This is a genomic window from Mesorhizobium sp. NZP2077 (assembly GCF_013170805.1).
In the GTDB taxonomy this organism is placed as follows: domain Bacteria; phylum Pseudomonadota; class Alphaproteobacteria; order Rhizobiales; family Rhizobiaceae; genus Mesorhizobium.
On record NZ_CP051293.1, the window covers coordinates 6516769 to 6543028 of the forward strand.

Annotated in this window: 26 protein-coding genes and 2 pseudogenes; 8 read left to right on the plus strand and 20 right to left on the minus strand. The window is 63.8% G+C overall.

Features of this window, described 5'->3' with window-relative positions; genetic code table 11:
* The first annotated feature begins 50 nt into the window (after window positions 1–50).
* The gene (gene xseA, locus HGP13_RS32200) at window positions 51–1616 is read left to right on the plus strand and encodes an exodeoxyribonuclease VII large subunit (RefSeq protein WP_172233603.1); all 1566 of its coding nucleotides are present in this window, start codon (window positions 51–53) and stop codon (window positions 1614–1616) included.
* Between the two features lie 8 nt (window positions 1617–1624).
* Window positions 1625–2743, plus strand: coding sequence for a P1 family peptidase (locus HGP13_RS32205; protein ID WP_172233605.1), 1119 nt, complete (start codon window positions 1625–1627; stop codon window positions 2741–2743).
* A 54-nt stretch (window positions 2744–2797) separates the two neighbouring features.
* Here the strand turns inward: HGP13_RS32205 and HGP13_RS32210 are convergent, their stop codons facing one another.
* Window positions 2798–3049 (minus strand): DUF768 domain-containing protein, encoded by a 252-nt coding sequence (locus tag HGP13_RS32210; RefSeq protein ID WP_172233607.1) that lies wholly within the window; start codon window positions 3047–3049, stop codon window positions 2798–2800.
* Window positions 3050–3445: 396 nt separating this feature from the next.
* Complete coding sequence (locus tag HGP13_RS32215; protein WP_172233610.1) at window positions 3446–4135, minus strand: SDR family NAD(P)-dependent oxidoreductase; 690 nt, start codon at window positions 4133–4135, stop codon at window positions 3446–3448.
* A gap of 62 nt (window positions 4136–4197) precedes the next feature.
* Here HGP13_RS32215 and HGP13_RS32220 point away from each other — a divergent pair, with 62 nt between their 5' ends.
* Window positions 4198–4347, plus strand: a complete 150-nt coding sequence (locus tag HGP13_RS32220; protein ID WP_172233613.1) for a hypothetical protein — start codon at window positions 4198–4200, stop codon at window positions 4345–4347.
* Between the two features lie 82 nt (window positions 4348–4429).
* On the opposite strand, the gene HGP13_RS32225 is transcribed toward HGP13_RS32220, so the two are convergent.
* The gene (locus HGP13_RS32225) at window positions 4430–5449 is read right to left on the minus strand and encodes an isopenicillin N synthase family oxygenase (RefSeq protein ID WP_172233616.1); all 1020 of its coding nucleotides are present in this window, start codon (window positions 5447–5449) and stop codon (window positions 4430–4432) included.
* A gap of 270 nt (window positions 5450–5719) precedes the next feature.
* On the opposite strand from HGP13_RS32225, the pseudogene HGP13_RS32230 reads away from it, so the two are divergent.
* Window positions 5720–5809, plus strand: a pseudogene (locus tag HGP13_RS32230) (RNA polymerase sigma factor SigJ); the annotation flags it as partial.
* Window positions 5810–5812: 3 nt separating this feature from the next.
* Here HGP13_RS32230 and uxuA read toward each other — a convergent pair.
* Window positions 5813–6997, minus strand: coding sequence for a mannonate dehydratase (gene uxuA, locus HGP13_RS32235; protein WP_172233619.1), 1185 nt, complete (start codon window positions 6995–6997; stop codon window positions 5813–5815).
* A gap of 103 nt (window positions 6998–7100) precedes the next feature.
* Here uxuA and HGP13_RS32240 point away from each other — a divergent pair, with 103 nt between their 5' ends.
* The gene (locus HGP13_RS32240; RefSeq protein WP_172233622.1) at window positions 7101–7886 is read left to right on the plus strand and encodes an SDR family oxidoreductase; all 786 of its coding nucleotides are present in this window, start codon (window positions 7101–7103) and stop codon (window positions 7884–7886) included.
* Between the two features lie 35 nt (window positions 7887–7921).
* Here the strand turns inward: HGP13_RS32240 and HGP13_RS32245 are convergent, their stop codons facing one another.
* A complete protein-coding gene (locus HGP13_RS32245) occupies window positions 7922–8536 on the minus strand; it encodes an alpha-ketoglutarate-dependent dioxygenase AlkB (RefSeq protein WP_172233625.1) in 615 nt (204 codons plus the stop codon).
* A gap of 129 nt (window positions 8537–8665) precedes the next feature.
* Between HGP13_RS32245 and HGP13_RS32250 the strand changes: the two genes are divergently transcribed.
* Window positions 8666–8866 carry a KTSC domain-containing protein gene (locus tag HGP13_RS32250; RefSeq protein WP_172233628.1) on the plus strand — a complete coding sequence of 67 codons (201 nt, stop codon included), beginning with the start codon at window positions 8666–8668 and terminating at the stop codon, window positions 8864–8866.
* 24 nt (window positions 8867–8890) lie between these two features.
* Here the strand turns inward: HGP13_RS32250 and HGP13_RS32255 are convergent, their stop codons facing one another.
* From HGP13_RS32255 to cyoA, 8 genes are all read right to left on the minus strand, one after another.
* Window positions 8891–10153 (minus strand): DUF763 domain-containing protein, encoded by a 1263-nt coding sequence (locus HGP13_RS32255; protein WP_172233631.1) that lies wholly within the window; start codon window positions 10151–10153, stop codon window positions 8891–8893.
* Window positions 10154–10253: 100 nt separating this feature from the next.
* A complete protein-coding gene (locus HGP13_RS32260) occupies window positions 10254–10790 on the minus strand; it encodes a response regulator transcription factor (protein WP_172233633.1) in 537 nt (178 codons plus the stop codon).
* Complete coding sequence (locus tag HGP13_RS32265) at window positions 10780–12129, minus strand: ATP-binding protein (protein ID WP_172233635.1); 1350 nt, start codon at window positions 12127–12129, stop codon at window positions 10780–10782. Before HGP13_RS32265 ends, HGP13_RS32260 begins: the two co-directional genes overlap by 11 nt.
* A complete protein-coding gene (locus HGP13_RS32270) occupies window positions 12126–12938 on the minus strand; it encodes an SURF1 family protein (protein WP_210266336.1) in 813 nt (270 codons plus the stop codon). The genes HGP13_RS32265 and HGP13_RS32270 overlap by 4 nt, the downstream gene beginning before the upstream one ends.
* Window positions 12935–13312, minus strand: coding sequence for a cytochrome o ubiquinol oxidase subunit IV (gene cyoD, locus HGP13_RS32275; RefSeq protein WP_172233638.1), 378 nt, complete (start codon window positions 13310–13312; stop codon window positions 12935–12937). Before cyoD ends, HGP13_RS32270 begins: the two co-directional genes overlap by 4 nt.
* Window positions 13309–13941 (minus strand): cytochrome o ubiquinol oxidase subunit III, encoded by a 633-nt coding sequence (gene cyoC / locus HGP13_RS32280; RefSeq protein ID WP_172233641.1) that lies wholly within the window; start codon window positions 13939–13941, stop codon window positions 13309–13311. Before cyoC ends, cyoD begins: the two co-directional genes overlap by 4 nt.
* Before the next feature lie 3 nt (window positions 13942–13944).
* Window positions 13945–15942, minus strand: a complete 1998-nt coding sequence (gene cyoB, locus HGP13_RS32285; RefSeq protein WP_172233644.1) for a cytochrome o ubiquinol oxidase subunit I — start codon at window positions 15940–15942, stop codon at window positions 13945–13947.
* Window positions 15943–15952: 10 nt separating this feature from the next.
* Entirely contained in the window at window positions 15953–17131 is a 1179-nt protein-coding gene (gene cyoA, locus HGP13_RS32290) for a ubiquinol oxidase subunit II (protein ID WP_172233647.1), read from the minus strand.
* 208 nt (window positions 17132–17339) lie between these two features.
* Between cyoA and HGP13_RS32295 the strand changes: the two genes are divergently transcribed.
* Window positions 17340–18662 (plus strand): MFS transporter, encoded by a 1323-nt coding sequence (locus tag HGP13_RS32295; RefSeq protein WP_172233650.1) that lies wholly within the window; start codon window positions 17340–17342, stop codon window positions 18660–18662.
* A gap of 16 nt (window positions 18663–18678) precedes the next feature.
* On the opposite strand, the gene HGP13_RS32300 is transcribed toward HGP13_RS32295, so the two are convergent.
* The 4 genes and pseudogenes from HGP13_RS32300 to HGP13_RS32315 all read right to left on the minus strand — a co-directional run bounded on the left by HGP13_RS32300 (window position 18679) and on the right by HGP13_RS32315 (window position 22313).
* A complete protein-coding gene (locus HGP13_RS32300; RefSeq protein ID WP_172233653.1) occupies window positions 18679–19698 on the minus strand; it encodes an NADP-dependent oxidoreductase in 1020 nt (339 codons plus the stop codon).
* Window positions 19699–19844: 146 nt separating this feature from the next.
* Window positions 19845–20030: pseudogene (locus HGP13_RS32305) on the minus strand (deacylase); the annotation flags it as partial.
* The gene (locus HGP13_RS32310) at window positions 20002–21159 is read right to left on the minus strand and encodes a serine hydrolase domain-containing protein (protein ID WP_172233656.1); all 1158 of its coding nucleotides are present in this window, start codon (window positions 21157–21159) and stop codon (window positions 20002–20004) included. The pseudogene HGP13_RS32305 and the gene HGP13_RS32310, both read right to left, overlap by 29 nt.
* Before the next feature lie 113 nt (window positions 21160–21272).
* Entirely contained in the window at window positions 21273–22313 is a 1041-nt protein-coding gene (locus HGP13_RS32315) for a proline racemase family protein (protein WP_172233659.1), read from the minus strand.
* Window positions 22314–22420: 107 nt separating this feature from the next.
* Here HGP13_RS32315 and HGP13_RS32320 point away from each other — a divergent pair, with 107 nt between their 5' ends.
* Window positions 22421–23383, plus strand: a complete 963-nt coding sequence (locus HGP13_RS32320) for a dihydrodipicolinate synthase family protein (protein WP_172233662.1) — start codon at window positions 22421–22423, stop codon at window positions 23381–23383.
* 73 nt (window positions 23384–23456) lie between these two features.
* Here HGP13_RS32320 and HGP13_RS32325 read toward each other — a convergent pair whose 3' ends face one another.
* The 3 genes from HGP13_RS32325 to HGP13_RS32335 are packed head-to-tail and all read right to left on the minus strand — an operon-like array spanning window position 23457 to window position 26252.
* The gene (locus tag HGP13_RS32325) at window positions 23457–24203 is read right to left on the minus strand and encodes an SDR family NAD(P)-dependent oxidoreductase (RefSeq protein WP_172233665.1); all 747 of its coding nucleotides are present in this window, start codon (window positions 24201–24203) and stop codon (window positions 23457–23459) included.
* Window positions 24204–24241: 38 nt separating this feature from the next.
* On the minus strand, window positions 24242–25420 hold the full coding sequence (locus HGP13_RS32330) for an alanine--glyoxylate aminotransferase family protein (protein WP_172233668.1): 1179 nt from the start codon (window positions 25418–25420) through the stop codon (window positions 24242–24244).
* A gap of 25 nt (window positions 25421–25445) precedes the next feature.
* Entirely contained in the window at window positions 25446–26252 is an 807-nt protein-coding gene (locus HGP13_RS32335; RefSeq protein ID WP_172233671.1) for a 4-pyridoxolactonase, read from the minus strand.
* Between the last annotated feature and the right edge of the window lie 8 nt (window positions 26253–26260).

The following is a 26260-nucleotide window of genomic DNA, read 5'->3' on the forward strand; positions in this document are numbered from 1 at the left end:
GCAGGCACTGGCGCCTTGACGCGGGAGCCCAACCGTCCCCCAATCGGTCGATGAGCGACACAGCATCCGAATCACGCACCAACGCCCCCGAATACACGGTGAGCGAGATTTCCGGCGCGCTGAAGCGCACGGTCGAGGACGTCTTCGGCAATGTGCGGGTGCGCGGCGAAATCTCCGGCTATCGCGGGCCGCATTCCTCCGGCCATGCCTATTTTGCGCTGAAGGACGACCGCGCCCGGCTCGACGCCGTGGTGTGGAAAGGCACGATGAGCCGGCTGAAATTCCGCCCCGAGGAAGGGATGGAGGTGATCGCCACCGGCAAGCTCACCACCTATCCCGGCAAGTCCAACTACCAGATCGTCATCGACAATCTGGAGCCGGCCGGCGCCGGGGCGCTGATGGCGCTGCTTGAAGAGCGCAAGCGCCGGTTGCAGGCGGAAGGGCTTTTCGAGGCCGGCCGCAAACGCCGGCTGCCCTTCATGCCGCGCGTCATCGGTGTCGTCACCTCGCCGACCGGATCCGTCATCCGCGATATCATCCACCGCATCAAGGACCGCTTTCCACTGCATGTGCTGGTCTGGCCGGTGCGCGTGCAGGGCGAGACGTCGGGCGTGGAAGTGACCAACGCCGTCACCGGCTTTAACGCACTGGCCTGGGACGGCGCTATCCAGCGCCCGGATCTGCTGATCGTTGCGCGCGGCGGCGGCAGCCTCGAAGATTTGTGGGGCTTCAACGACGAGGCGCTCGCCCGCGCCGTTGCGGCCTCCGGCATTCCGGTGATCTCGGCGGTCGGCCACGAAACCGACTGGACGCTGATCGACCTCGTCGCCGATGTGCGGGCGCCGACACCGACGGGCGCGGCCGAAATCGCCGTGCCGGTGAAGGCCGACCTCGAGGCGACGCTTGCCAGCCTCGGCGCGCGGCTCAAGGCAGCGGTGCTGCGCAATTTCGAACGCAAGCGGCAGGCCGCCCGCGCTGCGGCGCGCGCACTGCCCTCACCCGATCAATTGCTGGCGCTGCCGCGCCGACGGCTCGACGAGGCGACATCGAGGCTCGGCCGCGGCTTGTCCGTCAGCGTCGATCGCAAGCGGGCTCGTCTCCACGGCCAAAGGCTGACGCCGGCCACGCTGTCGCGGCGCATAAACGAGGCGCGCACGCTGACCGGCCGCGATCTCGCTCGCGCACGGGCGGCGTTCTTTGCCATTGTGCGCGAACGCCGCGCACGCTTTGCGCGCACCGCGACGCGGCTGTCGCCGGCGCCGATCGCGCGCCGCCAGAAACTGCAGGCCGACACACTGGCGGCACTCGCCAGGCGGCAGGATCGGGTCATATCGCTGCGGCTCGAACGCTTGCGCGGACAGTTGAGCCAGGCCGAGCGCCTGCTGACCACGCTTTCGCACAAGGCCGTCCTGGCGCGCGGCTTCGCGCTGGTAAAGGATGCCGACGGCGCCGTCATCAAGCAGGCGGCTGACGTGGCATCGGGGATGGCGCTTTCACTGGAGTTCGCCGACGGCACGGCGGATGCGGTCGCAACCAGTGGTGCGGCGCGGCCGAAGCCGGTTGCGAGGCCTGCGACCAAGACCAAGGAACCCGGCAACCAAGGCTCCCTATTCTGAGACGCCCCATGACCGATAGTTCGCATCACCTGAAAACGCCGTCGGGCAAACCGCGCACCCGAAGCTTCGGCATCGGTTTTGACGGAACGCCGGGCTCGTTTAACGCTATCACCGATGTACCCGGCGTCACGGTCGGCTATGCGACGCTGATATCAGGCGACGGCGCGCTGGTCGTCGGCAAGGGACCGGTGCGCACCGGTGTCACCGCGATCCTGCCTAGGCCACTTGCTGAGCTGGCCACGCCGGTCTTCGCCGGTATTTTCAGCCAGAACGGCAATGGCGAACTGACCGGCTCGCACATCGTCGAGGAAACCGGCGCTTTCAACTTCCCGATCACGATTACCAACACGCATTCCTGCGGTGTTTCGCGCGACGGCACGCTGCGCTGGATGCAACGCGTGTTGCCGGCCGCGCTCGACAGCGGCTGGGGCCTGCCGGTGGCAGCGGAGACCTATGACGGGTTTCTCAACGACATCAACGGCCACCATTTGACCTTCGAGCACGTGGCCCAGGCACTTGACGGTGCCGCCAGCGGCCCAATCGAGGAAGGCAGCGTCGGCGGCGGCACCGGCATGATCACCTTCGGCTTCAAGGCCGGCTCGGGCACGGCGTCGCGCATCGTTGGGTGGCAGGGAAATTCCTACACGGTCGGCGCGTTCGTGCAGTCGAATTTCGGCAAGCGGCGCAATTTTGCCCTTCGTGGCCTGCGCGCCGGGCTCGAACTCGCGGAGCCGGCGATCCGCGAAGGCACGCCGCGCGCCGAAAAGGGTTCGATCATCGCCGTTGTCGCCACCGATGCGCCATTCCTGCCGCACCAGATGAAGCGGCTGGCGCGCCGCGTGCCGCTCGGCGTCGCCATGACCGGCGGCTTCGGCTACCACAGTTCGGGCGACATCTTTCTCGCCTTCTCGACAGCCAATCCTGCCGCCGCACTGGCGCCGTCAGGCCGGATCGCCAATGCCGATTTCATTCCCGACACAGACATCGATCCGTTTTTCGATGCCGTGATCCAGGCAATAGAGGAATCGATCCTCAACGCCCTGATCGCCAATGACGACATGACCGGTCGCGACGGCAATTTCGTGCCGGCGCTGCCGAAGGCGTGGTTGAAAGAAAAGTTCGGCTGAGACAGAAACGCGGGCCGAAGGGCCCGCGCATTCAGACCGAGTGGCTGTTAAAATCTATTCCGCAGCCTTGCTCGAGGCCTGCTGGTGCTCGTCGGCTTCGGCGGCTTCCTCGAGCCGGGACGCGATGAGTTCCTGGATATCGCCGACTTCTTCCTGGATGTCCTCCAGCGGGATGCCGACCTCTGCCGCCTTGGCAGCGCATTCCTTGGCCAATGTCTCGGCCTGCTTGTCGATCCTGGCCTGGGACTGGCAATGGACCTTTTCGCCGATCCATCCCCGCAAGAACTCGATCGCGTGTTCACTCATACTGCTGTTCCCTGGCGGCAAAGCCGGTTGGTAATCATAAACGTCGGCATCCCGCAAAGGATGCATTCTCCCATTCCAGCCGAGTCGCGGCCACCCGGCAAGTCAATGCCGCCCAGGGTCCACAGAGCTGAAGGAAATAGAGGGGTGAAAAACATTTTCTGATTCTGAAGGACTGTACCGTTGGCGGGATCTGGCCCGCTCCGAACAATTGCTTCTACCTTTTACGGCTTTCAGTCCGTTTAGTAATCTCAATGGCTGTCTCTACAGCCGCCTTTGACGTTTCGCTTCTAGGCGCGAGCCAGCGAAGCCGCCGGTATATAGTGATATCCTCATCCAATGTCGACTCCTCCCAACGGTGCCCACAGCTTGCACCAAAGTCGCACCCCTGCGCACCCATCAGAAGGTTTCGACCCAGGGCCTGAGCTCCATTTCCCAGGTCCAGGCGCTGCGATGCTGGCGGTGGATGGAAAGATAGGCTTCGGCGATCGCATCCGGTGACAAACGGCGATCCGGCGGCCCAGACTCCTGTACGGACGCGGCCGAAGCGATGCCGCCGTCGATGATGAAATGCGCGACGTGGACGTTCTTCGGCGCCAGTTCACGAGCCATGGACTGCGCCAGCCCGCGCAAGCCGAATTTCGGCATCGCAAAACCGGCCGAGCCGGCGAACCCCTTGACGCTTGCCGTCGCTCCGGTGAAGAGGATCGAACCCGAGCCCAGAGCCACCAGCCGTCGGGCCGCCTGCTGGCCGACCAGGAACCCGCCATAGGCGCCAACCAGCAAAGCCTGCCGGACCGCCTCGGGCTCGAGCTCGGCTATCGGCCCACGAGCGCGGCCGCTGGCGTTGAAAACCACCAGCGAAAGCGTGCCGGCCTTGTCGGCGACGTCGAACAGACGCTCGACCGACGTGGCATCGGAGACATCCGTTGCCACGGCCTGGGCACCGGTCTCAGCCTGCAAGGCACCGAGTTTCTCGATGTTGCGGGCGGCCAGAACGACGCTGAACCCTTCCTTCGCGAGAAGGCGCGCCAGCGAGGCGCTCAGGCCGGAGCCCGCACCGGCGATAACGGCGACATTGGATGTCATGAGACTTCTCCTTCTTTCCACGGGACTGCGGTCGATGGCTGGCGAATGAGCTGTTTTGAAACTTGCCGGATCGGCACGGCGACGGCAACGCGCAAGCCAAGAAAAAGGCCGGGCGCGAAAACGGCCCGGCCAAAAAGAAGGTCAAAACCTTCAGAGGGGAACACCGCTCGGCGAAATGGGAGGAAAACACCGAACGGATTTTTCTCTTTTGAACCGATTCTCGACCAGATACGACGAATGATTTTCTAAAAATCAGCTAGGATGGCAAAAATCCTGTCTTTTCCAACCCAAGGCTCAGCCAACCCGGCTTTCCCTTTCGAGCAGATCGGCATAATGGCGCCGCGCGACGTCGGGATGCGAGCGCAGCCGGCTTTTCAGCACATTGGTTCCGACATCGCGAAACAGCGGATTGTCGGGATCGCTGGCGGGTCCGCGCGCCTGCGCCGCCAATTCCTCGGAAAGGCCAAGCAGCGGTATCGTCGCATCGAGCCTTGCGCTGAAGAAGAACGGCACCGAAATGCGCTCGACGCCGGCGGCCGGCGTCACCACACGATGTACGGTTGCGCGCAAAAAGCCATTCGAGGCGAGTTCGAGCAATTCGCCGATGTTGACGACGAGCGTGCCGGGAATGGGGTCCACATCCACCCAGGTACCGTCATAGTCGACTTGCAGCCCCTTGTTGTCATCCTGGAGCAGCAGGGTGAGGAAACCGCCATCCTTGTGCGCGCCGACACCCTGGTCGCCGCCGGTCGCGTCGCGACCGGGGTAGCGCACGATCTTCATGCGATGGTTGGGCTCTGCGCTGTAGATCGGGTCGAACGCATCCTCGGGCTGATCGAGCGACAGCGCGAAGGCCTTCAGCAGCCGGATCGCCACGCTCGTCACCTTGCGCTGCCAGGCAAGCAGCGCCGGCTTGAGATCCGGCAGCGCCGCGGGCCACTGATTCGGGCCCTGCAGCCGCGTCCAGGCGGGAACTCCCGGCCCTTGTGCGATGGGCTGGCGCTCGACGCCGATGTCGAGCTGTTCGCGCCAGTCCTCCTTGCCCTTGGTCAGTTCGCCACCGGCGCGGGTGTAGCCGCGGAACTGCGAGGACTTGACCATCTCGATTGCAAGCTTGTCGGCCTCCGGCAAGGCAAAGAACTGGTGCGACGCGGTGAGCACCTCGCTGATCTCCGCCCAGGAGATGCCATGTCCAGCCAGATAGAAAAAGCCGATGTCGCGCGAAGCGGAGCGCAAGTCCGCCAGAAATGTCCAGCGTTCCGACGCGCCTTGCTCAAGACGGCTCAGATCGAGCACAGGCACTATTCTGGGCATATCAGGCTCCTTCCTGGTGCGTTCAGGGCGTTGCTTGAAATCTCCGCCCGGAAAACCCAGCCGATTGAACATGCGGGCACTTTTTCGCGACCGAAGCCGACGCGCGCAAGTCTCATCGACTTCAGATTGCCGGGAAAGAAACGATCAGCCCTTCGTTGCGGCCGTGACGAACAATTTTTCCGTCGCATGGGCAAGCTGATGATGATCGCGATCAGACCGGCGCTGGGCGCGCCCAACCGCCCTCACCCCTGGTGGGCCGCCCTCAGCGGACTACAGACCACCGCACTCGACATCGAGGACGGGAAGATCGCGGCCATCTGTGTGGTGCGCAATCCCCACAAGCTCAGGCACCTGCACTAAGCGTCAGGCCAGCCCGAACTGCTCCACGGCGCGCATGATGCCACGCAGTTCGGCGAGGCCTTTCAGCCGGCCAATCAGCGAGTAGCCGGGATTGATCTTCTTCTTGCCGATGTCGTCGGCGAGCAGGTGGCCGTGGTCCGGCCGCATCGGGATGCGCCAGTCGGCGCGGCCTTCCTCGCGGCGGCGTGCCTCCTCCTGCATCAGAGCCAGGATGACATGCGCCATGTCGGTGCCGCCCTCGAGATGCTCGGCTTCGTAAAACGAGCCGTCCTCCTCGATGGTGATGTTGCGCAGATGGACGAAATGGATGCGGCCGGCGAATTCCTTGACCATGGCGACAATGTCGTTGTCGGCGCGCGTGCCGTAGGAGCCGGTGCAGAAGGTCAGGCCATTGGCCGCGCTGTCGACGGCTTCAAGGATGAAACGCGCATCCTGCGCGGTCGAAACGACGCGCGGCAAGCCATAGAGCGAAAAGGGCGGATCGTCGGGATGGATGCACATGCGCACCCCCTCCTCTTCCGCCACCGGAATAATCTCGCGCAGGAACCAGGCGAGATTGTCGCGCAATTCCTTTGGCCCGATCCCATCGTATTCCGCCAAAGCCTCGCGGAAACTGTCACGGTCATACTTGCGCTCGGTTGCCGGCAGGCCGGCGATGAGGTTGCGCTCGATCTGGTCGACCTGCTTCGATGTCAGCGCCGTCAATCGCTTCTCGGCCTCGGCGATGCGTGCCGGCGTATAGCTGGCGGCGCCGTTCTTGCGTTGCAGCACGAAAAGATCATAGGCGGCAAAATCGATGGCATCGAAGCGCAAGGCGTAGCCGGTTGTCGGCAGGCGATACATGAGGTCGGTGCGCGTCCAGTCCACCACCGGCATGAAATTGTAGCAGATCGTCTTGATGCCGGCCCTGGCGAGCGTACGGATGCTGTCGCGATAGTAGCCGGCATAGCGCTCGCGTTCCGGCGTGCCGATCTTGAAGGAATTATGGACCGGGATGCTTTCGACGACCGACCATGTCAGGCCGGCGGCCTCGATGATCCGCTTGCGCTCGAGCACATCGGCTTCTGGCCAGGCCCTGCCATCGTAGATGTGGTGAAGTGCTGAAACCACGCCGGTGGCGCCAGCCTGTCTGACATGATCGAGTGTCACCGGATCATCCGGACCATACCAGCGCCAGCACTGTTCCATCGCCGCTTTCCTTGTTGCGAGAGACCGGCAACCTATTGTTTGACTACGATGAGTGTCAAACTCAGAACCCGGTCTTTCGATAGCGCATGAAGGAGCTCCCGCGATGAAGGATTTCGACGGCAAGGTGGCATTGGTGACGGGGACGACCGGCATCGCGCTCGCCACCGCAAGACGGCTTGCGCAGGGGGGTGCTGCGATCATCGCTTGCGGCATCGACCAGGCCGCCAACACCGCCATGCAGGAAAGCCTTGCCAAAGCCGGAGCGGACGCGCTGGTGCAAACGGTCGACGTCTCCGTTTCCGATCAGGTTCGCGACGCGGTCGCGGCCGGCGTCGCGAAATTCGGCGGCATCGACGTCATCGTCAATTCCGCCGCGGTCCATCCCTACGGAACCGCGACAACGACGGACTGGGAAACCTGGAATCGGGCGATGACGGTCAATGTCGGCTCGATCTACCTGACCGCGCATTTCGGCATTCCGGAAATGATCAAGCGCGGTGGCGGCGCCATCGTCAACGTCGCTTCGGTGCAAGGCTTCGCCTGTCAGCAGAACGTTGCCGCCTATGCCACGACCAAGGGCGCCATCCATACGCTGACCCGCTCGCTGGCGCTCGACTACGCGGCATCAGGCATAAGGGTGAATTCGGTCAGCCCGGGCTCGATCCGCACGCCGATCCTGGAGAAGGCCGCACGCGGCGACAATGGCAGCGATGCCGATGTCGAAGAGGCCTACCGACGCTTCGGCGCAGCCCATCCGCTTGGCCGCATCGGCGAGCCGGAGGAAGTGGCGGAACTCATCGCTTTCCTGTGCTCGTCCAAGGCCGGCTTCTGCACCGGCGCCGACTACAAGATCGATGGCGGCCTGACCGCCGGCATCGGCGTGAAGTGACCAGATCGGCGTGGCCTTCATCGCCAGCAGGACGCTCAGGGCTTTTGAGGCCGCAATGTCCGCAAGGTAATCGAATAACGGTGCTCGGCAAGCGGTGGGATGCTGTGCTCCCATTCGCTGCGTGAAGGGCCGGTCATGAGATAAGCCGACCTTGGCTCGACGCCGACGGTCCGGCGCTCCCATTTATCACCGCTCTTTCGCCGCAGCCTAAAGCTGCAGGCAGCCAGCAGCGAAACGCCGGCGACGTCCTCGAAATACGGCTTGTCGCGATGCCAGCCGATACCGGCACCAGGCCGGTATTCATTGATCAGCACCTGAGCGAAGGCCTCGGCGGGCCGGCGCGCAAAGGCAGCGACCTTCTCGCGCACAGGCAGCAGGAAGTCAGGGATCGGCGCCGCCTCGACGACTTCGCGCCGGTCGTAATCGTAGCGCAGGCCAAACCCGACGACACGCCGGTTTGCAAGATGGCCATGGAAGTCGAACGCCTGGAACGGCAGTCCCTCAAGATGCCGCGCAAGTTCCGTCGCTTCCTGAGGCGTGATCAACCCGGGCTGGTAGGCAAAACCTTCGGGCAGATTCTCAGCAGCCCCAAAGAGATCATGCTGGAATGCCGGAGCGTGGCCGGTGGCTTTCAATTTGAGCGACGACATCCCACGTAGATGGTGAAGGCTGGACCGCAGGGCAATATCGAGCCGCTCTTCCGTGCGTGACAGTGGTGGCACCGGCAGGAACCGGACCATGTCTGGCGGATTTATCTGGCTGAGCCGTCAGGTGCCAACATGCCATCGACCGTGATCCGAAACACCCAATACGATCCCGCCACCAGAACCCTCTCCGTCTGGTTCGTGCCGAGCGGGCATCGCTACGACTATGCGGACGTTGCCCCGGCAACCTATGCGGCTTTCAAGAAGGCTGCCTCGAAAGGCCGCTTCTTCAATGAATTCATCCGCGACCATTACAGGTACCGTCGCGTGGCATGATGATGCGGGAGCACGGTCGGCCCGTCACGCCTTCTTGTTCAGCTCCGCGGGCGCTTGGTCCGGCGCCGGTTCCCAGCCAAAGACACTGCGACCGCCAAGCAGATGCGACTGGTCGAATTCGCCGGCGACGATTTCCTTCAGGCTGGGGCCGGTGACGTATCGCTCGACTTGCCGCGACTGATCGTCGAGCCGCTTCAACGCACCGATTTCCTCTTCACGGCCAAGCCTGGCCTTTTGCACGGCCGACTTCAGCACGCCGATCGTCTCGTCATAGACCTTGAGCGGAACCGGAAACGGGTGCCTGTCCTTGCCGCCATGGGCGAGCGAGAAACGGCCCGGATCGGAAAAACGGCACGGCGCGCCATGCACCACTTCGGCGACGAGGGCCAGTGCACGCACCGTGCGCGCGCCCACGCCGGGAACCAGCAGAAGCTCGGAGAAATCCTCCGGGCCACGCTCCGCGGCCGCCGCCATGTTTCCGTGCAGGCGACGCATGACGACATCGCTTTCGCGGACGTCATGGTGCGCCGGCATGACCAGATGCGGCAGCAGCGGCTGCTCCGGAGCCGAAGCGGTATTGGGATGCAAAGCAGCGAATTCCCGCAGGATACGGTCCGGCCCAAGGTCTTGGAGCAGGTCCAACTGTCCCTGGCGCGAGGCCTCGGCACGGTGGTCGGTCAGGTTGACGATCTCGCCCTGGTTGGTGCCCTCGATGGCGGCGTGCGGCTGATCGACGAAACTCTTCAGACCTTCGGACAGCCAATGGTATCGACGCGCCACCTTGCTGTCGCCGTTCATGCCTTGCTGCACCACCACCCAGTCGCCGTCATCGGTGACGATGAAGCCGTGCAGATAGAGGTCGAAGCCATCCTGAACGGCGGCGCTGTCGACCTTGGCGACAAGCCGGCTGACGGTTGCCAGGCGCGCTCCGTCGAAGCCGATGCGCTCGCCGATGGCGGCCAGCTCGTGCGGGGTTTTGCGTGAGTGCGCGCCACGGCCGCCGCAGACGTGAATGCCGAGTTCACCCGACAGCGGCGTCAGACCGCGTTTCAAGGCGCCGACGACGCTGGTCGTGATGCCGGACGAGTGCCAGTCCATGCCCATGACGGCGCCGAAGGACTGGAACCAGAACGGATGCGCCAGCCGCCGCAGCAATTCTTTGCGGCCATAATGATGGATGATCGCCTCGCACATGACCGCGCCAAGACGCGTCATGCGGTCGCCCAGCCATTTCGGCACGCGCCCGCCGTGAAGTGGAAGATCCGCACTGCCCGATCGTTGCGCCAAGTCTGTTGCCTGTTCCGGTGTCTGCCCACACAGATAGGCATCCCAGGCCGTTCAGGAAAGCTTTGAATGTTCCCGCTCGACTTGGCGACGGCTGGTCCGGCTATCTCACCACACGCTTCTCGAGCTTGCGGGCCAGGGTGCGCCGGTGCAGGCCAAGGCGGCGCGCGGTTTCGGAGATATTGAAGCCGGTCTCGACGAGCGTTTCGTGGATGCGCTCCCATTCGAGATTCTTGATCGAGGTGGGACGGCTGCTCAACGAGACCGAGACATCGCCCTCGGCGCGGCCGAAGGCGGCTTCGATATCATCGGTGTTGGCGGGCTTGGCCAGGTAATGGCACGCGCCAAGCTTGATCGCCTCGACCGCCGTGGCGATGCTGGCAAAGCCGGTCAGCACGACGATCCTCATCGACGCATCGCGGGCGCTGAGCAGCTTGACGCATTCCAGCCCGGAGCCGCCGGCGCCAAGCTTGAGATCGACGACGGCGTATGCCGGAACCGCTGTTTCGAGGGCGCCGAGCAGTTCTTCCCTGCCGTGGCAGACCACGACGTCGTAGTCGCGCTTTTCGAAGGAGCGTTTCAGCGTCTTCGCGAAGGTGGCGTCGTCCTCGACGATAAACAGGGATCGATCAGGCCTCATGATCATCTCCATCGGTCAGTGCCGCCAGCGGCAGCGAGAGCGTAACACAGGCCCCCTGCTCCATGTCACGCGCCGAAAAGTCGCCTCCCAGCTTTCGAACCACATTCACGACGAGGAAGAGGCCAAGGCCGCCACCCGGCCGTCCCTTGCTCGACATATAGGGCTGGCCGAGCGCGGCCAGAATACCTTCGTCAAAACCCGGCCCGCGGTCGCGCACGGCAATCACCAGTTTCTCGTCCTGCCGCTCGGCAGTGACGCCGACCCAATCGGGCGATGCTTCCTGGGCGTTGTCGAACACGTTGAAGATGACCTGCTTCAGCGCCGTGTCGGAGACGATCTGCTCGTCGGGTTCGAAATCGTTGCTATACTCCAGATTGAGCGGCTGCCGGCTGCCGCGCCATTCCTGGACAAGATCGTCGATGAAATGGCGGATGCTGGTGCGGATCGTGCCTTCGCCCCGCGCCTGCCCCGAAGACATGAGGATGCCCGACACGATGCTTTTGCAGCGCTCGATCTGCGCCTGCATTTCGGCGACGTCCCCGGCCAGTTCGCGATTGCGGGTGACGCTGCGCATCTGGCGCCAGTCGGAGAGGATGACGGAGATGGTCGATAGCGGCGTGCCCAGTTCATGCGCGGCGCCGGAGGCGAGCAGGCCCATGCGCACGATGTGATCCTCCTCGGCCGAGTGCTGGCGCAGATCGGCGAGATAAGCGTCGCGTTCGCGCAGATTGCGGTTGATGCGCGTCATGAAGATGACGATCAGTCCGGCCGCCAGCACGAAGCAGATGAACATGCCCCTGATATGCAGGGCCAACAGGTCGCTGCCGCCGTGATGCGGGATTGCGATCGGCTGGAACTGGAAGGTGAGGAAGACGAAGCAGGCGGAAGCAGCGGCCACCAGGCTCCAGGTTGACCAGGGTGTCAGCAGTGCGGCGCCAAGCGTGATCTGCAGCAGGTAAAGGGACACGAACGGGTTCGAGGCACCGCCGCTCAGGTAAAGTTGGATCGTCAGCGCCGCCATGTCGAAAATCAACGCGACGAAGAGCTGCGCATTGCTGATCGGGCGCCGGCCGCGCGAAGCAAGCAGACTGAAGATGTTCAACCCGACCAGGAAAAGCACGACGCCGGCCATCTCCGGCAGCGGCAGCGGGATGTCGAACCAGTATTCCGTTGCCAAAATGGTGAGTACCTGACCGGCCACCGCCAGCCAACGCAGCTGGATGAGCAGGAGCAGGTTTTTCCTGTTCGCCGCGTCGGTATCCCAAACCGTGCCGCCGTTGCCCGCAAGGGATACCGCGAAGGATTTGTCGTTGCGAAGCGTTTGTGTCGGGACGCTCATCTTGCCGGTCCTCGCCGCCGGCGGCGACCGATCATCGGCGCGGCCAAGGCTGCGGCGAGCATCGCAGCGAGCGTGAACCAGGTCAAAGCATAGACGAGGTGGCTGTTGCGGAAGGTCACGACAGTCAGGCCGCCACGCGGCCAGCCGCCGGATGCCTCCGCATCGACGAAATAGGGAGCGACGTCCGTCAGGCCGCGCGCAATTGCGATGGCGGCGACGTCGCGCGAATACCAGCGATTGCCCGCGGCATCGTTGTTGCGCAGGAAGCCGCCGCCGGGCTCGCTTATGCGCAACAGCCCGTCAATGACGGTCGACGAAGCGAAGCCACCGCTCTCCTGTTCGAATTGTGCCTTGCGCTCCTGGGGAACGAAACCACGATTGACCAGCACGACGAAGCCACGGTCGGTTCGCATCGGCGTCAGCACCCAATAGCCGCCGCCAAACTCCGTCACCGCCTGCACCAGCGTGTTCTCGCCACCCAGAAACCGTCCGGCCAATCGCACATGGCTGTATTCGTAACCCGCTGCGGTCATGCCGGCCCAGTTCTCCCGGCCGGGCGCATCGGCAACCGGAGCGTGGATGCGCTGGTCGACGCGGGCGATCAGGTCGAGTTTCCAGACCCGCCTTTCCAGCTGCCATATGCCAAGCCCCAGAAACATCAGCACGCCGAGGAGCCCGAGCAGTGCGAGGAAAAGCCGCGACGCTGGCGATCTGCCTGCGTCCTTTCGTGGCTCGGCACGCAAGCTGATGTCGGCCTGCGCGATCCGTGCCTCGATAATGGTCCTCCCCGCGCCCGGCGCCGGGCTCACGGCATCTCGCGCATGTCGTGCAGCCCCGGCATCATGTTGGCGTTGAGGTGGTACATCACCCAGAGCGAGCCGGACAGCACGATGACGACCAGGATCAGCGTGAAGATCAGGGCGAGCATCGACCATCCGCCTTCCGAAGCGGTGTTCATGTGCAGGAAGAAGACCATGTGGACGACGATCTGCACCACGGCGAAGGCCATGACGACGATGGCCGTGGCCTGCTTGTTGTCAATGACGCCGCTCATGACCAGCCAGAACGGGATGGCGGTCAGGATCACCGACAGGGCGAAGCCGATCAGATAGCCCCTGAACGATCCGTGCGCGGCTCCGCCATGCGCGTCGCCGTCACCCTTGGCATGATCATGAGCGCTCATCGCAACATCCCCATCAGGTAGACGAAGGTGAAGACGCCGATCCAGACGACGTCGAGGAAATGCCAGAACATCGAGAGGCACATCAGCCGGCGGCGGTTCGCCTCGGTAAGGCCGAACCGGGCGACCTGCGTCATCAGCGTCACCAGCCAGACGATGCCGAAGGTGACGTGCAGGCCGTGCGTGCCGACCAGCGTGAAGAATGACGACAGGAAGGCGCTGCGCTGCGGTGTCGCGCCCTCATGGATCATGTGCGAGAATTCGTAGAGTTCGATCGACAGGAAGGCGAGGCCGAACAAGCCGGTCACGGCAAGCCAGGCTTGAGTCGCTGCGATGCGGCCCTTGTCCATGGTCAGCATGGCAAAGCCATAGGTGATAGAGGAGAACAGCAGCATGGCGGTGTTGACCGCCACCAGATCGAGGTCGAACAGGTCCTTCGGCGCCGGCCCCGCCGCGTAGTTGCCGCCGAGCACGCCATAGGCCGCGAACAGCATGGCGAAGATCAGGCAGTCGCTCATCAGATAGAGCCAGAAGCCGAGCATGGTGCTGCTGCCTTCGGCGTGCACATGCTCTTCTTCCAGATGGAAGACCGGTTCGGTGCCGGCCGTGGTTGCTATCGAAGCCATGCTCAAACCCTAGCCCTGAGCGGCGAGGAGCGTCGTCCTCGCCTCCTCCGTCTGCGTGACCTCGGCAGCCGGAATATGGAAGTCTCTGATATAGTTGAAGGTGTGGCCGATCGCGGTGGCGATGAGGCAGACGAAACTCAGCGCCGCCAGCCACCAGATATACCAGATCAGGCCGAAGCCGAGTGCGACGCTGAAGGCGGCCAAAATGACGCCGGTGCCGGTATTGCTTGGCATGTGGATCGGCTTGAAGCCGGCGAGCGGCCTGATGTAGCCGGCCTTCTTCATGTCCCACCAGGCGTCGTTATCGCGCACGACCGGCGTGAAGGCGAAGTTGTAGGCGGGCGGCGGCGAGGACATCGACCATTCCAGCGTGCGCCCGTCCCAGGGATCGCCGGTCGGATCCGTCAGGGCCTCGCGCTTGCGGATGGAGACGAAGATCTGGACCAGGAAGGCGGCGATGCCGCAGGCGATCAGCACCGCGCCGAAGGCGGCGATGACGAACCAGATCTGCAGCGAAGGATCGTCGAAGACGCGCATGCGGCGCGTCACGCCCATCAGGCCGAGGACATAAAGCGGCATGAAGGCGAACCAGAAGCCGACCACCCAGCACCAGAACGACACCTTGCCCCAGAACGGGTCGAGCTTGAAGCCGAAGGCCTTGGGCCACCAGTAGCCGATGCCGGCGAACAGGCCGAACAGCACGCCGCCGATGATCACGTTGTGGAAGTGGGCGATCAGGAAAAGGCTGTTGTGCAGCACGAAGTCCGCCGGCGGCACGGCAAGCAGCACGCCGGTCATGCCGCCGACGGTGAAGGTGAGCATGAAGGCCATCGTCCACATCATCGGCAGTTCGAAGCGGATTCGGCCGCGATACATTGTGAACAGCCAGTTGAAGATCTTCGCTCCCGTCGGGATCGAGATGATCATCGTGGTGATGCCGAAGAAGGAATTGACGCTGGCACCCGAGCCCATGGTGAAGAAGTGGTGCAGCCAGACCAGGTACGACAGGATGGTGATGACCACTGTGGCGTAGACCATCGAGGTGTAGCCGAACAGGCGCTTGCCGGAGAAGGTCGAGGTGACTTCGGAAAAGACGCCGAACAGCGGCAGGATGAGGATGTAGACCTCAGGGTGACCCCATATCCAGATGAGGTTCACATACATCATCGGGTTGCCGCCGAAGTCGTTGGTGAAGAAGTTGGTGCCGACATAGCGGTCGAGCGCCAGCAGCGAAAGCACCGCCGTCAGCACCGGGAAGGACGCCACGATCAGCACGTTGGTGCAGAGCGACGTCCAGGTGAAGACGGGCATGCGCATCATCGTCATGCCGGGTGCGCGCATCTTGATGATGGTGCAGATCATGTTGATGCCCGACAGCGTCGTGCCGACACCCGCCACCTGCAGCGCCCAGATGTAATAATCGACACCGACGTCGGGACTGTAACCGATGCCGGAGAGCGGTGGATAGGCGAGCCAGCCGGTGCGGGCGAATTCGCCGACGAACAGCGACGCCATGACCAGGATGGCGCCGCCGACTGTCATCCAGAAGCTGAAATTGTTGAGGAAGGGGAAGGAGACGTCGCGCGCGCCGATCTGCAGCGGCACGACGAAGTTCATCAGCCCGGTGACGAAGGGCATCGCCACGAAGAAGATCATGATCACGCCGTGCGCGGTGAAGATCTGGTCATAGTGATGCGAATTGAGGTAGCCCTCGGAACCGTTGAAGGCGATGGCCTGCTGCAGGCGCATCATCATGGCGTCGGAGAAGCCGCGCAGCAGCATGACCAGGCCAAGCACCATGTACATGATGCCGATCTTCTTGTGGTCGACGCTGGTGAACCACTCGCGCCAGAGGTAACCCCAGAGCTTGAAATAGGTGATGACGCCGAGAAGGGCGATGCCGCCGAGCGCCACTGCGACGAAGGTGGCGACGACGATCGGCTCGTGCAGCGGCAGCGAGTCCCAGGTGAGACGGCCGAAGATGAATTTGGTCAGCGTATCGGGCATTGGCTGTCTCTCACAATTCGCGCCGCAGCAGGCCGAGCGACGGCGTATCCGCCTCGGCGCGACGGCTCTCGGTCCCGGGCCTCAGCAGCCCCGCCCCGCGTAGCGGGGAAAGATTCCTGGCCGGCCAATCCCTCGGCGTGGCATTGCTGGCCGCGCGTGCAGCAGCCGCTTCCTCAGCCGTGCAGATGCTGGCGACATAGGACGGTTCGTTGCCGAACACCGCGCCACGCCGGGCGAGCTTGTCGTATTGCAGCGGCAGCGTGTTGCGGACACCGGCAAGACCGAGGCCGCCCTTGGCGTCGATCGACATCATCTCGCTCATGCACATCTTGCCGCGCTCGACGCACAGATTGAGGATGGCGCCATAGAGGTCGGGATCGACGGAGGCATAGTGGCGGACCGGCTCGTTCTCGCTCGGCTTTTCGAGTTCGAGATAGGTCTCGCGGCTAAGCGTCGCCGACGCGGTCCTCGTCTGCGCCACCCACTGGTCGAAGGCCTGCTCGGACAGGCCGTGGAAGGCGAAGCGCATGCCGGAAAAGCCGGCGCCGCTGTAATTGGCCGAAAAGCCGACATAGGTGCCCGGCCGGTTTATGACGGCGTGCAGCTTCGTCTCCATTGCAGGCATGGCATAGATCTGCCCGGCAAGGGCTGGAATGTAGAAGGAATTCATCACCGCCGACGAGGTGATGCGGAAGTCGATCGGCTGGTTGGCCGGCGCCGCCAACTCGTTGACCGAGGCGATGCCATAGTCCGGATAAATGAAGAGCCATTTCCAGTCGAGCGCCACGACTTCGACCCGCAGCGGCTTGTGCAGCTGTGTGACCGGCTGGCCGGGCTCGATGCGGTCGATCCTTCGGTAGGGGTCGAGCAGATGCGTGCCAAGCCAGGTCAGCGCGCCAAGGCATATGATGATGAGCAGGGGCGCTGCCCAGATCACCAACTCCAGTTTCGTAGAATGATCCCAGTCCGGCGCGTAGGTAGCCGACGCGTTGGAATGCCGGTAGCGCCAGGCGAAAAAGACGGTCAGCGCCATGACCGGCACGATGATGATCAGCATCAGCAGGGTCGAGACGACCAGCAGGTCGCGCTGCTGGGCCGCGACATCGCCTGCTGGCGCAAGCACGACCAGATCGCAGCCGCTGAGCAGCCCGGCCAGGGGAAACAGAAGCAAGGCTCCAAATCGTTTCATCAAACGCTGCCCTCGATGGACCGCCGCAACCGTTCATGTTGCAGTGCGGTATCAAGGGCTACTGCTCGCGGCGGCGCGGCAACATTGGACAATTTGTCCAATGCCCAGCCGGCATGGCTTGGCGCAGTGTGCAGTGCACAATGGAACCCTTGGGGAATCCCCAGAATTGGGTCTCGGGACTTCATTCCACGCGGTGGCGACGGATAAGATGGCACAGACTTCGACTGCCGAAACGAACAGCGAGCTGATCGGCTCGCATCATGGCCAGGTCAGCGCCGGCGATATCGCGGTCGGCGTGATCGTCGGCAGGACGTCGGAGTTCTTCGACTTCTTCGTCTATGCGATCGCGTCCGTCATCGTGTTTCCCAAGCTCATATTTCCGACGCATGATCCGCTTGCCGGAACGCTGTATTCCTTCTCGATCTTCGCGCTCGCCTTCGTCGCGCGGCCGTTCGGCTCCGTGCTGTTCATGGCCATCGATCGCGCCTATGGCCGCGGCGCGAAACTGACGATCGCTCTGTTCCTGCTTGGCACCTCGACCGTCGCCATCGCGTTTCTGCCGGCCTATGGCGACATCGGTGCGGTCGCGATCTGGCTTTTGGCGCTTGCCCGCATCGGACAGGGGCTGGCGCTTGGCGGCACATGGGACGGACTGCCCTCGCTGCTGGCGCTGAACGCGCCTGAGAATCGGCGCGGCTTCTATGCCATGATCCCGCAATTGGGCGCGCCGATCGGCCTCATCGTGGCCAGCGCCCTCTTCGCCTTCTTCGTCGCCAACCTGTCGGCCGACGACTTCCTCGCCTGGGGCTGGCGCTATCCCTTCTTCGTCGCCTTCGCCATCAATGTCGTGGCGCTGTTCGCCAGACTGCGCATTGTTGTCACGCCCGAATTCTCGAAATTGTATGAGAGCGGCGACCTGCAGCCAACGCGCATAAGGGACACGATCAGGGCCGAGGGCCACAACGTTGTCGTCGGCGCCTTCGCGCCGTTGGCGAGTTTCGCCCTGTTCCACATGGTGACGGTGTTTCCGCTCTCCTGGGTGTTCCTGTTCACCAATGAGGGGCCGGCGCGCTTCCTGGCGATCGAGGCGGTGAGCGCGCTGTTCGGCATTGCGGCCATCGTCGCATCGGGTCCGCTGGCTGATCGCGTCGGACGCCGCGCGCTGCTCGGCGGTTCGGCGATCGCCATCGCGACGTTCAGCGGCTTTGCCCCACAGCTTCTGGATGGCGGCACCATCGGCGAAGCGCTGTTCATGGTGCTGGGCTTCATTCTGCTGGGGCTGAGCTTCGGGCAATCGTCGGGCGTCGTCGCCTCGAGCTTTTCCCGCCAACATCGCTATACCGGCTCGGCGATCACCTCGGATCTGGCCTGGATGTTCGGCGCCGGCTTCGCGCCGCTCGCAGCCCTGCTGCTGGCCGGCAATTTCGGCCTCATCGCCGCCGGCGCCTATCTGCTGTCGGGTGCCGCCTGCACATTGCTTGCCCTGTGGATCGACGGGCGCCGTCCGGCCGCGGACCGTCAACCCGACTGACTTTCGCCCGGCGCAATTATTGCGCGACCCGCACGATGAGCTTGCCAAAATTCTTGCCATCGAGAAGGCCGAGAAAGGCTTGCGGCGCATTCTCCAGGCCGTCCACGATATCTTCCCGGTAGCGGACCTGCCCGGACGCGATCCACCCGGCCATCTCGCGATAGAAGGCCGGGCGCTGGTCGACAAATTCGCGCTGGATGAAACCCCTTATCGTCAGGCTGCGGTGGAGCACTTGCTGCATCAGCGTCGGCAACCGGTCGGTGCCGGAAGCAGCGATGGTGTTGTACTGCGCGATCAAGCCGCAGACCGGCACATGCGCAAACTCGTTCAGCAGGGGAAATACCGCATCCCAGACAGGACCGCCGACATTCTCGAAATAGACGTCGATGCCATCCGGGCAAGCCGCCTTCAACTGCTTGGCGAAATCGTCGGCCCGGTGATCGACGACCGCGTCGAAGCCGAGCTCCTGCCGCACGAAGGCGCATTTGTCGGCGCCGCCGGCGATGCCAACGGCGCGCGCGCCCTTGATGCGTGCGATCTGGCCGACAGCCGAGCCGACCGCGCCGCTGGCCGCCGCAACGACCACAGTCTCGCCAGCCTTTGGCTGGCCTATCGTCAGCAGGCCGGCATAGGCGGTGAAGCCCGGCATGCCGAGCACGCCAAGCGCGGTCGTAATCGGAACCGCCGCGGGGTCGAGTTTGCGCAGCCCGACACCATCAGACAGGGCAAAACTCTGCCATCCCGAGTGGGACAGCACGATATCGCCTTCGGCGAAATCGGCATGGCGGGATCTGACGACACGCGCAGCGGTGCCGCCTTCCATCACGCCGTCGATCTCGACCGGCTTGGCATAGGATCTGGCGGCGTTCATGCGGCCGCGCATATAAGGGTCGAGCGACAGATAGAGGATCTGCAGCAGCAGTTCACCCTCGCCCGGCTCGGCGATCCCGACGGACTCGATGCGGAAATCGCTCGGCTTCGGCCGACCTTGCGGTCGTGCTGCCAGCACGATGCGGGTGTTCGTTCCAGTCGACATTGGATGCTCCCCTCCGAACGGCGTTCTACGCGAAGAGCCGTTAGCACTACCGGGCCGAGATTCTCGCGCGGCGTCGATCCTTATACTGCCGCCTGATTATGCCGCGCCACTGGGACGCCCTGAACTGGGTCTCAGGGCAGAGCGTTCTTGAGGTCGTGATACCAGCCGGCCAGCTGCCCCGAAGTCACGCTGTCGCCCAGCCTGACGGCGGGTTCGAACCAGCCGCGACGGGTGACATAGAGACCCTGGCTGTGCCGGGACAGCGAAAGTAGCCGCGTCGGCGCCGCAGGTTTTGATGCCGGCCTAAGGACCGGCGCGTCGACCACCCCCAGTGCTGAGCGCATCGTAAACGGCATCGATCAACACCTTGCGGCGCGGGTCCATGTCGTCGAAACCCAGCATGCGGTTGGTGACGTAGCCGAAACCGACGCCGGCGCCGGGATCGGCAAAGCCGATGGCGCCACCCCAGCCGGTGTGGCCGAACGTTTGCGGCGATGCGCGGCCGGCATAGACCGGATCCTCCATTTGATAGCCGGCGGCGAAGGCGGCCGGTGCGGCAAAGCTTTCATCCATGCCGCGAAAACGCGGTCGCGCCGCCGCTTCGATTGCCGCGCGGCTGATCAGAGGCTTGTCGTCCCACACACCGCCAGCTGCCATCATGCCGTAGATGCGCGCCAGTGCGTGCGCCGTCGACTGGCCATTGCCGCCCGGCACTTCGGCGGCGCGCCAGACGCGGTCGTTGGGGGCCAATGCACGCGGCGCCGGATTGTCGCTTGCATGGGGAAATGGCGAGGCGCGGACAAACTCGACCCAGTCCGAAGTCCTGGGTCCCTCGATCATCTCGGCGACCCTGGAATCCTCGCGGTCCGGCAGACCGACATGAAAATCGGCTGCAAGCGGGCCGGCGATCTCTTCCGCGATGAAGCTGCCTATGCTTCGCCCGTCGACGCGTCGCAGCACTTCGCCAGCGAGATGGCCGTAAGTAAGCGCGTGATAGACACAGCGGCTGCCGGGCTCCCATAGCGGCGACATGGCCGCAAGCGCGTCGACAAAAGGCGTCCACGCGAGCAGACCCGCCTCGTCCATCGGCACGGCAAGGCCATTCAACCCGGCCTGGTGCGACATGACCTGATCAAGCGTGATGCGTTCCTTGCCGCCGGCCGCGAATTCCGGCCAGTAGCGGGAGATTGGCGCGGCATAATCCAGTTTGCCACGCTCCACCAACATGGCGATCGCCAGCGCCACGACGCCCTTGGTGGAGGACCAGACATTGATCAGCGTGTCCTGCCGCCAAGGGCGGGTGCGTGCGGCGTCCGCGTGGCCGCCCCACAGGTCAACGACAGTCTTGCCGTGGACGACGACGGATACGCCACCGCCATGTTCCAGCCCGTGGTCGAAACACGCGGCGAATGCCTCGCGCACGGCGCCAAAGCGCGGATCGCAGATACCATCTATGTTCATGCGCGAATTCTCACCAAGTGCGAAAGTGACGGATGCCGCCGTTAAGACCATTCTCGCCTGGCGGGAACTCGCCAGTCCAGCGAATTGCCGACTCTCGAGAAGGCCGGCTCTGACTACTGCTTCACCGAAGTGGAGGTGCCCCAGGTATCCGACAGCACGTAGCCCTGGGGATAAGGATCGGTCGGATCGAGATAGTAGCTGTGCTCACCGGTGATCCAGGCCCGGCCGGTGATCTCCGGAACGATCGCCTTGCGGGCGCCGATTTCCGCCAGTTCCACGATCCTGCCCGTGAAGCGCGAGCCGATGATCGATTCATGGATCAACACGTCGCCAACGCCCATCAAGCCCCGGGCTTGCAGCACGGCCATGCGGGCCGACGTGCCGGTTCCCGTCGGGCTGCGGTCCGAGCGCCCCGGCGAGACGATGCAAGTGTTGCGCGTGATGTTGCCCGGCCCCTGGAATGGCATGGCGAACTGCACGATCGACACGCCGCGCACATGCTCGAATTCCGGATGGACGACATCGAACTGTTCGCGCGCGGCCCGGCGGACCTTCTCGCCGGCCACCGCCAGCTCGCGCGCCTCGTCGGGGACGACCGAGAAGCCGAGCGCCTTGGCATCGACGATGGCGTAGAACATGCCGCCATAGGCGATGTCGACCGTGAGCGTGCCAAGCCCTTCGACCTCGATGGCAGCGTCGAGACGTTCGGCAAAGGCGGGCGCGTTGCGGAAGGTGATCGAGACGCATTTGCCGTCGCGGCATTCGGCGCGAACCTCAATGACGCCGCCCGGCATGTCGAGCTTGAAGCGCGCCTCGGGCTCCTGCATCGGCACCATGCCGGTCTCGAGCAGCACCGTGGCAACGCAGATCGTATTGGAACCGGACATCGGCGGATATTCCGTCGGCTCCATGATGATCGCGCCGGCGGCGCAATCCTCGCGCGTCGATGGGACCAGGAGGTTGACGTGGCGCGCCACGCTGCCGCGCGGCTCGCAGATCAGCATGCGCCTGATATGGTCATGATCACGTTCCATCGTGATCATCTTCTCCATCATCGTGCGACCCGCCGGCGGCAAGACACCGCCGACGATAACGTCGCCGATCTCACCTTCGGCATGGCAGCCGACGACATGAATGCTGGTTTTGGTGCGCATTGTTGTTCCTGCGTTGATCCCTGGCGGCCACGACTATTTTGCTTGGCAAGCCATGCCGCTCGGGACAAACTGGTCAATCTGCGTGCCAGCCTCAAGGAGAATCCGAAATGACCTCTAATGTTTTTTCCGGCTGCATGCCGGCGTTGATGACACCGTGCACGCAGGATCGCCAGCCCGACTTCGATGCGCTGGTGCGCAAGGGACGCGAACTGATCGCTACCGGCATGTCGGCCGTCGTCTATTGCGGCTCGATGGGCGACTGGCCGCTGTTGACCGACGAGCAGCGCATGGAGGGCGTCGAGCGCCTGGTGAAGGCCGGCATACCGGTGATCGTGGGAACCGGCGCGGTCAACACCGCCAAGGCCGTGGCCCATGCGGCGCACGCCCAGAAGGTCGGCGCCCGGGGCCTGATGGTGATCCCGCGTGTTCTATCGCGCGGCCCCTCGGTGACGGCGCAGCGCAACCATTTCAAGGCGATTCTGGCGGCGGCGCCCGACCTGCCGGCAGTTATCTACAACAGCCCCTATTACGGCTTTGCCACACGCGCCGAGCTGTTCTTCGCCCTGCGCGCTGAACATCCGAACCTGGTCGGCTTCAAGGAGTTCGGCGGCCCGCCGGATCTGCGCTACGCGGCGGAAAACATCACCAGCCGCGACGATGAGGTGGCCCTGATGATCGGTGTCGATACCGCCGTCTTCCACGGCTTCGTCAATTGCGGCGCGTCCGGCGCCATCACCGGCATCGGTAACGTCCTGCCCAAGGAGGTGCTGCACCTTGTGGGCTTGAGCCAGGCGGCAGCCAAGGGTGACGTCGAGGCCCGCCAGAGCGCGCTGGAACTGGACGCCGCGCTCGCCGTCCTGTCCTCTTTCGACGAAGGTCCCGACCTGGTGATCTATTTCAAGCATATGATGGTGCTGAAGGGAGCCCCCGAATATGAGTTGCACTTCAACGAGACGGACGCACTGACCGACAGCCAGCGCGGTTATGCCGAGGCGCAGCTCAAACTGTTCGACAGCTGGTATGCCCAGTGGTCGAGGCAACCGGGCGTGATTGCCAGATATGCAGCCTGACCCGGCAAGTGCGACAAGGCGGCCATGGTACGGCCGCCGGTCGCATTGCGGTGCCGAGCAGCAGTAATCAGATTCAGTGCCTGACCATCCCGGCGTCGACATTCAGTGTCTGGCCGGTGATCCAGCGCGCATCTTCGGAGGCCAGGAACGATACGACATCGGCGATGTGTTCGGGCTGGCCCTTGCCCTTCATCGCCTGCAGCATCTCGACGAAGCCGAACGCCTCGTTGTGCGGGCTCGCCTTGACGCCGTCGCTCTCGATCAGGCCGGGCGTCACCGCATTGGCGGTGATGTTGTATTTGCCGAGCTCAGTCGCGAGCGCCCGGGTGAAGCCGATGACGCCACCCTTGGCCGCGACATAGGCTGCCATGTTCGGCGTGCCGGCAAAGAAGGTGTTGGAGGCGATGCTGATCACCCGTCCAGCCTTGCCTGCCGCCCGCATCTGGTCGGTGCCGGCGCGGGTGACAATGAAGGTCCCTGTCAGATTGACGTCGATGATCTTGCGCCAATGGTCGAGGTCGACATCGTCCCAGGCGATGAACGGCACGATGCTGGCATTGTTGACCAGAATATCGACGCCCCCGGTCAACCCCTGGATTTCAGCGAAGAGCGCCTTGACCGATGCCGGATCGGAAATATCGGCGGCGATCGCCCTCGCCCTTCCGCCTATCGCCGCGGCCGCCGCCTTGGCGCCTTCGGCGTTGATGTCGCTGACGATGACGGTCGCCCCGTCGGCGGCAAGCCGTGCGGCGATCGCCTTGCCAATACCCTGCGCGGCACCCGTGACCAGGGCCGTCTTTCCCGCAAGTCTTTCAGTCATGAAAATACTCCCTTAATCCGTGATTCAATGGTGTCTGTTCAGGCGTCGGCGTCGATAACGGCCAACGCCGCCTCGATGCCTTTTCCGATCGCCAGTTTCTGGCCGGCCGCGTTCATGGCGCCGCCAAGTGCCGTCAGCGCGGCGATCGCATAGATCGGCTGGGCGGTCGGTCCCATATGGCCGATGCGCGTCAGCTTCCCCAATGTTTCGCCGCGGCCCGACGAAAACACCACGCCGTAGCGGGCGCGCGCGGCCTGGCGAAGCGCCTTCTCGTCGACACCTTCGGGGGTGCGAACGGCGGTCGTGGTTGGCGAGGCGATGCTGTCACTGGCGGCCCAGATCGATAGGCCCATCGCGGCGACGCCCGCGCGCATGGCCCTGGCGGTGAGCGCGTGGCGCGCCCACACCGCTTCCGGTCCCTCATTGAGATAGAGATCGAGCGCGACGTCGAGCCCGTTGATTTCCGAGACCGACGGCGTGAACGGAAACGGCTTGTCCCTCGACCAGGCATTTTCCCAGTCGACGATGCTCAGCATCGATGCGCGCGGCGCCTGGGGATTGGCCTTCATCTTGGCCCAGGCCCGCTCGCTGACGCCCATCATGGTGAGGCCGGGAGGCGCGCCAAGGCATTTGTTGGGGCCGGTGACATAGATATCGGCCTTGCAATCCTCGGGATGCGTCTTCATGCCGCCAAAGGACGAGACCGCATCGACGATCAGATAGCCGCCATGCGCCGAAACCAGCGCGCCGATGGCGTCGATCGGATTGATGGTGCCGGACGGCGTGTCGTGGTGACAGACGGAAACAACGGTGATTTCCGGATGCGCCCTGAGCATGTCGGCGACTGCCTGCGGATCGATCGCCTCATTGTAGGGCACTTCGATCTCGAGCAGATGCGGCGAGTAACGTTTCGCCCAGTAACCAAAACCCTTGCCGTAGACACCCGATGCAAGGTTGAGCACGACGTCGTCCGGTGTGATCAGCGACGCCGCCGCCGCCTCGAGGCCGAGCACCGGCTCGCCATGCAGGATGACCGGCTTGTTCGACAGCCGCATCGCCTTCTGCGCCTTGTCGACCACTTTCTCGTAGAAGAGCTGGAAGGCCGGATCGTAGTCGTAAAGCACGGTGCGGCCGAGGCCGCGCAGCACTTCTGGATAGGCGTTCACCGGCCCCGCGGTCAGGGTGATGACCGGATCGGCATGTTCGGGATAGCGCATAGTGTTGTCTCCGGATTGGCGGCGGTCAGCCGTAGAATTGCGTGCCGGTCCTGTAGGTCTTGAAGTTGTCCATGTCGTGCGAGTACATCAGCTCGGCGCCGTGGTCCTCGGCCAGTTTCTTCACCTTGCGCATCGAATTGACGCCGGCCACCGGGTCGATGTGGAAGGCCGCCTGACACAGCGTTTCAAGGCTCTTCTGGGTGTAGGCGGCGTCGATGGTGAACATGATCGGCTTGCGCTTGGGGAACTCGACCAGCAGGCTGTAATGGCCGATCGAATGACCGGGCGTCGAGATCAGCTTGACCCCCTTGGCGAGCTCGATGTCGCCGTCGACGCCCTCGAAGGTCGAGTTGGCGCGCGTCGTGCCTTCCAGCAGTTGCGCGGTCGCGCCACGCGCTTCGGCCGCTTCAGCCGAGAAGCTCAGATCGGAATAGCCGAGATGCTCGAAAGGCTGCGGATTGCACGCCTGCGGCACCTCGGTGCGGTGGCAGATCTTCTTGGCGTGTGGAAAATACTTGTTGCCGCCGCAATGGTCGAAATGGAAATGCGAATTGACGACGACGTCGATATCCCTGGGCTCGAGTCCGAGCAAGGCAAGTGCGCCGGGAATGGTCTGGTGCTTTTCCTGGATCGGCTTTTCGAAGGGCAGCACCTTCATGACATGGTCGTAGTCGTAGCCGGTGTCGATGAGGAAGCGTCCCTCGGCATGCTCGACCAGGATCGAATAGACTGGGAAGCGCACTTCGCCGCCAGGGCCGCGGTTCCAGAACACATGATAGCCGTCGAGAACGAGCGAGCCGCCGTCGAGCAGGTAGACCTTGGTATCCGACATTCTTGCCT

Coding starts and splice junctions, on each gene's coding strand:
- xseA (WP_172233603.1), top strand. CDS start 51: ATGAGCGACACAGCATCCGAATCACGCACCAACGCCCCCGAATACACG.
- HGP13_RS32205 (WP_172233605.1), top strand. CDS start 1,625: ATGACCGATAGTTCGCATCACCTGAAAACGCCGTCGGGCAAACCGCGC.
- HGP13_RS32210 (WP_172233607.1), bottom strand. CDS start 3,049: ATGAGTGAACACGCGATCGAGTTCTTGCGGGGATGGATCGGCGAAAAG.
- HGP13_RS32215 (WP_172233610.1), bottom strand. CDS start 4,135: ATGACATCCAATGTCGCCGTTATCGCCGGTGCGGGCTCCGGCCTGAGC.
- HGP13_RS32225 (WP_172233616.1), bottom strand. CDS start 5,449: ATGCCCAGAATAGTGCCTGTGCTCGATCTGAGCCGTCTTGAGCAAGGC.
- uxuA (WP_172233619.1), bottom strand. CDS start 6,997: ATGGAACAGTGCTGGCGCTGGTATGGTCCGGATGATCCGGTGACACTC.
- HGP13_RS32240 (WP_172233622.1), top strand. CDS start 7,101: ATGAAGGATTTCGACGGCAAGGTGGCATTGGTGACGGGGACGACCGGC.
- HGP13_RS32245 (WP_172233625.1), bottom strand. CDS start 8,536: ATGTCGTCGCTCAAATTGAAAGCCACCGGCCACGCTCCGGCATTCCAG.
- HGP13_RS32250 (WP_172233628.1), top strand. CDS start 8,666: ATGCCATCGACCGTGATCCGAAACACCCAATACGATCCCGCCACCAGA.
- HGP13_RS32260 (WP_172233633.1), bottom strand. CDS start 10,790: ATGAGGCCTGATCGATCCCTGTTTATCGTCGAGGACGACGCCACCTTC.
- HGP13_RS32265 (WP_172233635.1), bottom strand. CDS start 12,129: ATGAGCGTCCCGACACAAACGCTTCGCAACGACAAATCCTTCGCGGTA.
- cyoD (WP_172233638.1), bottom strand. CDS start 13,312: ATGAGCGCTCATGATCATGCCAAGGGTGACGGCGACGCGCATGGCGGA.
- cyoB (WP_172233644.1), bottom strand. CDS start 15,942: ATGCCCGATACGCTGACCAAATTCATCTTCGGCCGTCTCACCTGGGAC.
- cyoA (WP_172233647.1), bottom strand. CDS start 17,131: ATGAAACGATTTGGAGCCTTGCTTCTGTTTCCCCTGGCCGGGCTGCTC.
- HGP13_RS32295 (WP_172233650.1), top strand. CDS start 17,340: ATGGCACAGACTTCGACTGCCGAAACGAACAGCGAGCTGATCGGCTCG.
- HGP13_RS32300 (WP_172233653.1), bottom strand. CDS start 19,698: ATGTCGACTGGAACGAACACCCGCATCGTGCTGGCAGCACGACCGCAA.
- HGP13_RS32310 (WP_172233656.1), bottom strand. CDS start 21,159: ATGAACATAGATGGTATCTGCGATCCGCGCTTTGGCGCCGTGCGCGAG.
- HGP13_RS32315 (WP_172233659.1), bottom strand. CDS start 22,313: ATGCGCACCAAAACCAGCATTCATGTCGTCGGCTGCCATGCCGAAGGT.
- HGP13_RS32320 (WP_172233662.1), top strand. CDS start 22,421: ATGACCTCTAATGTTTTTTCCGGCTGCATGCCGGCGTTGATGACACCG.
- HGP13_RS32325 (WP_172233665.1), bottom strand. CDS start 24,203: ATGACTGAAAGACTTGCGGGAAAGACGGCCCTGGTCACGGGTGCCGCG.
- HGP13_RS32330 (WP_172233668.1), bottom strand. CDS start 25,420: ATGCGCTATCCCGAACATGCCGATCCGGTCATCACCCTGACCGCGGGG.
- HGP13_RS32335 (WP_172233671.1), bottom strand. CDS start 26,252: ATGTCGGATACCAAGGTCTACCTGCTCGACGGCGGCTCGCTCGTTCTC.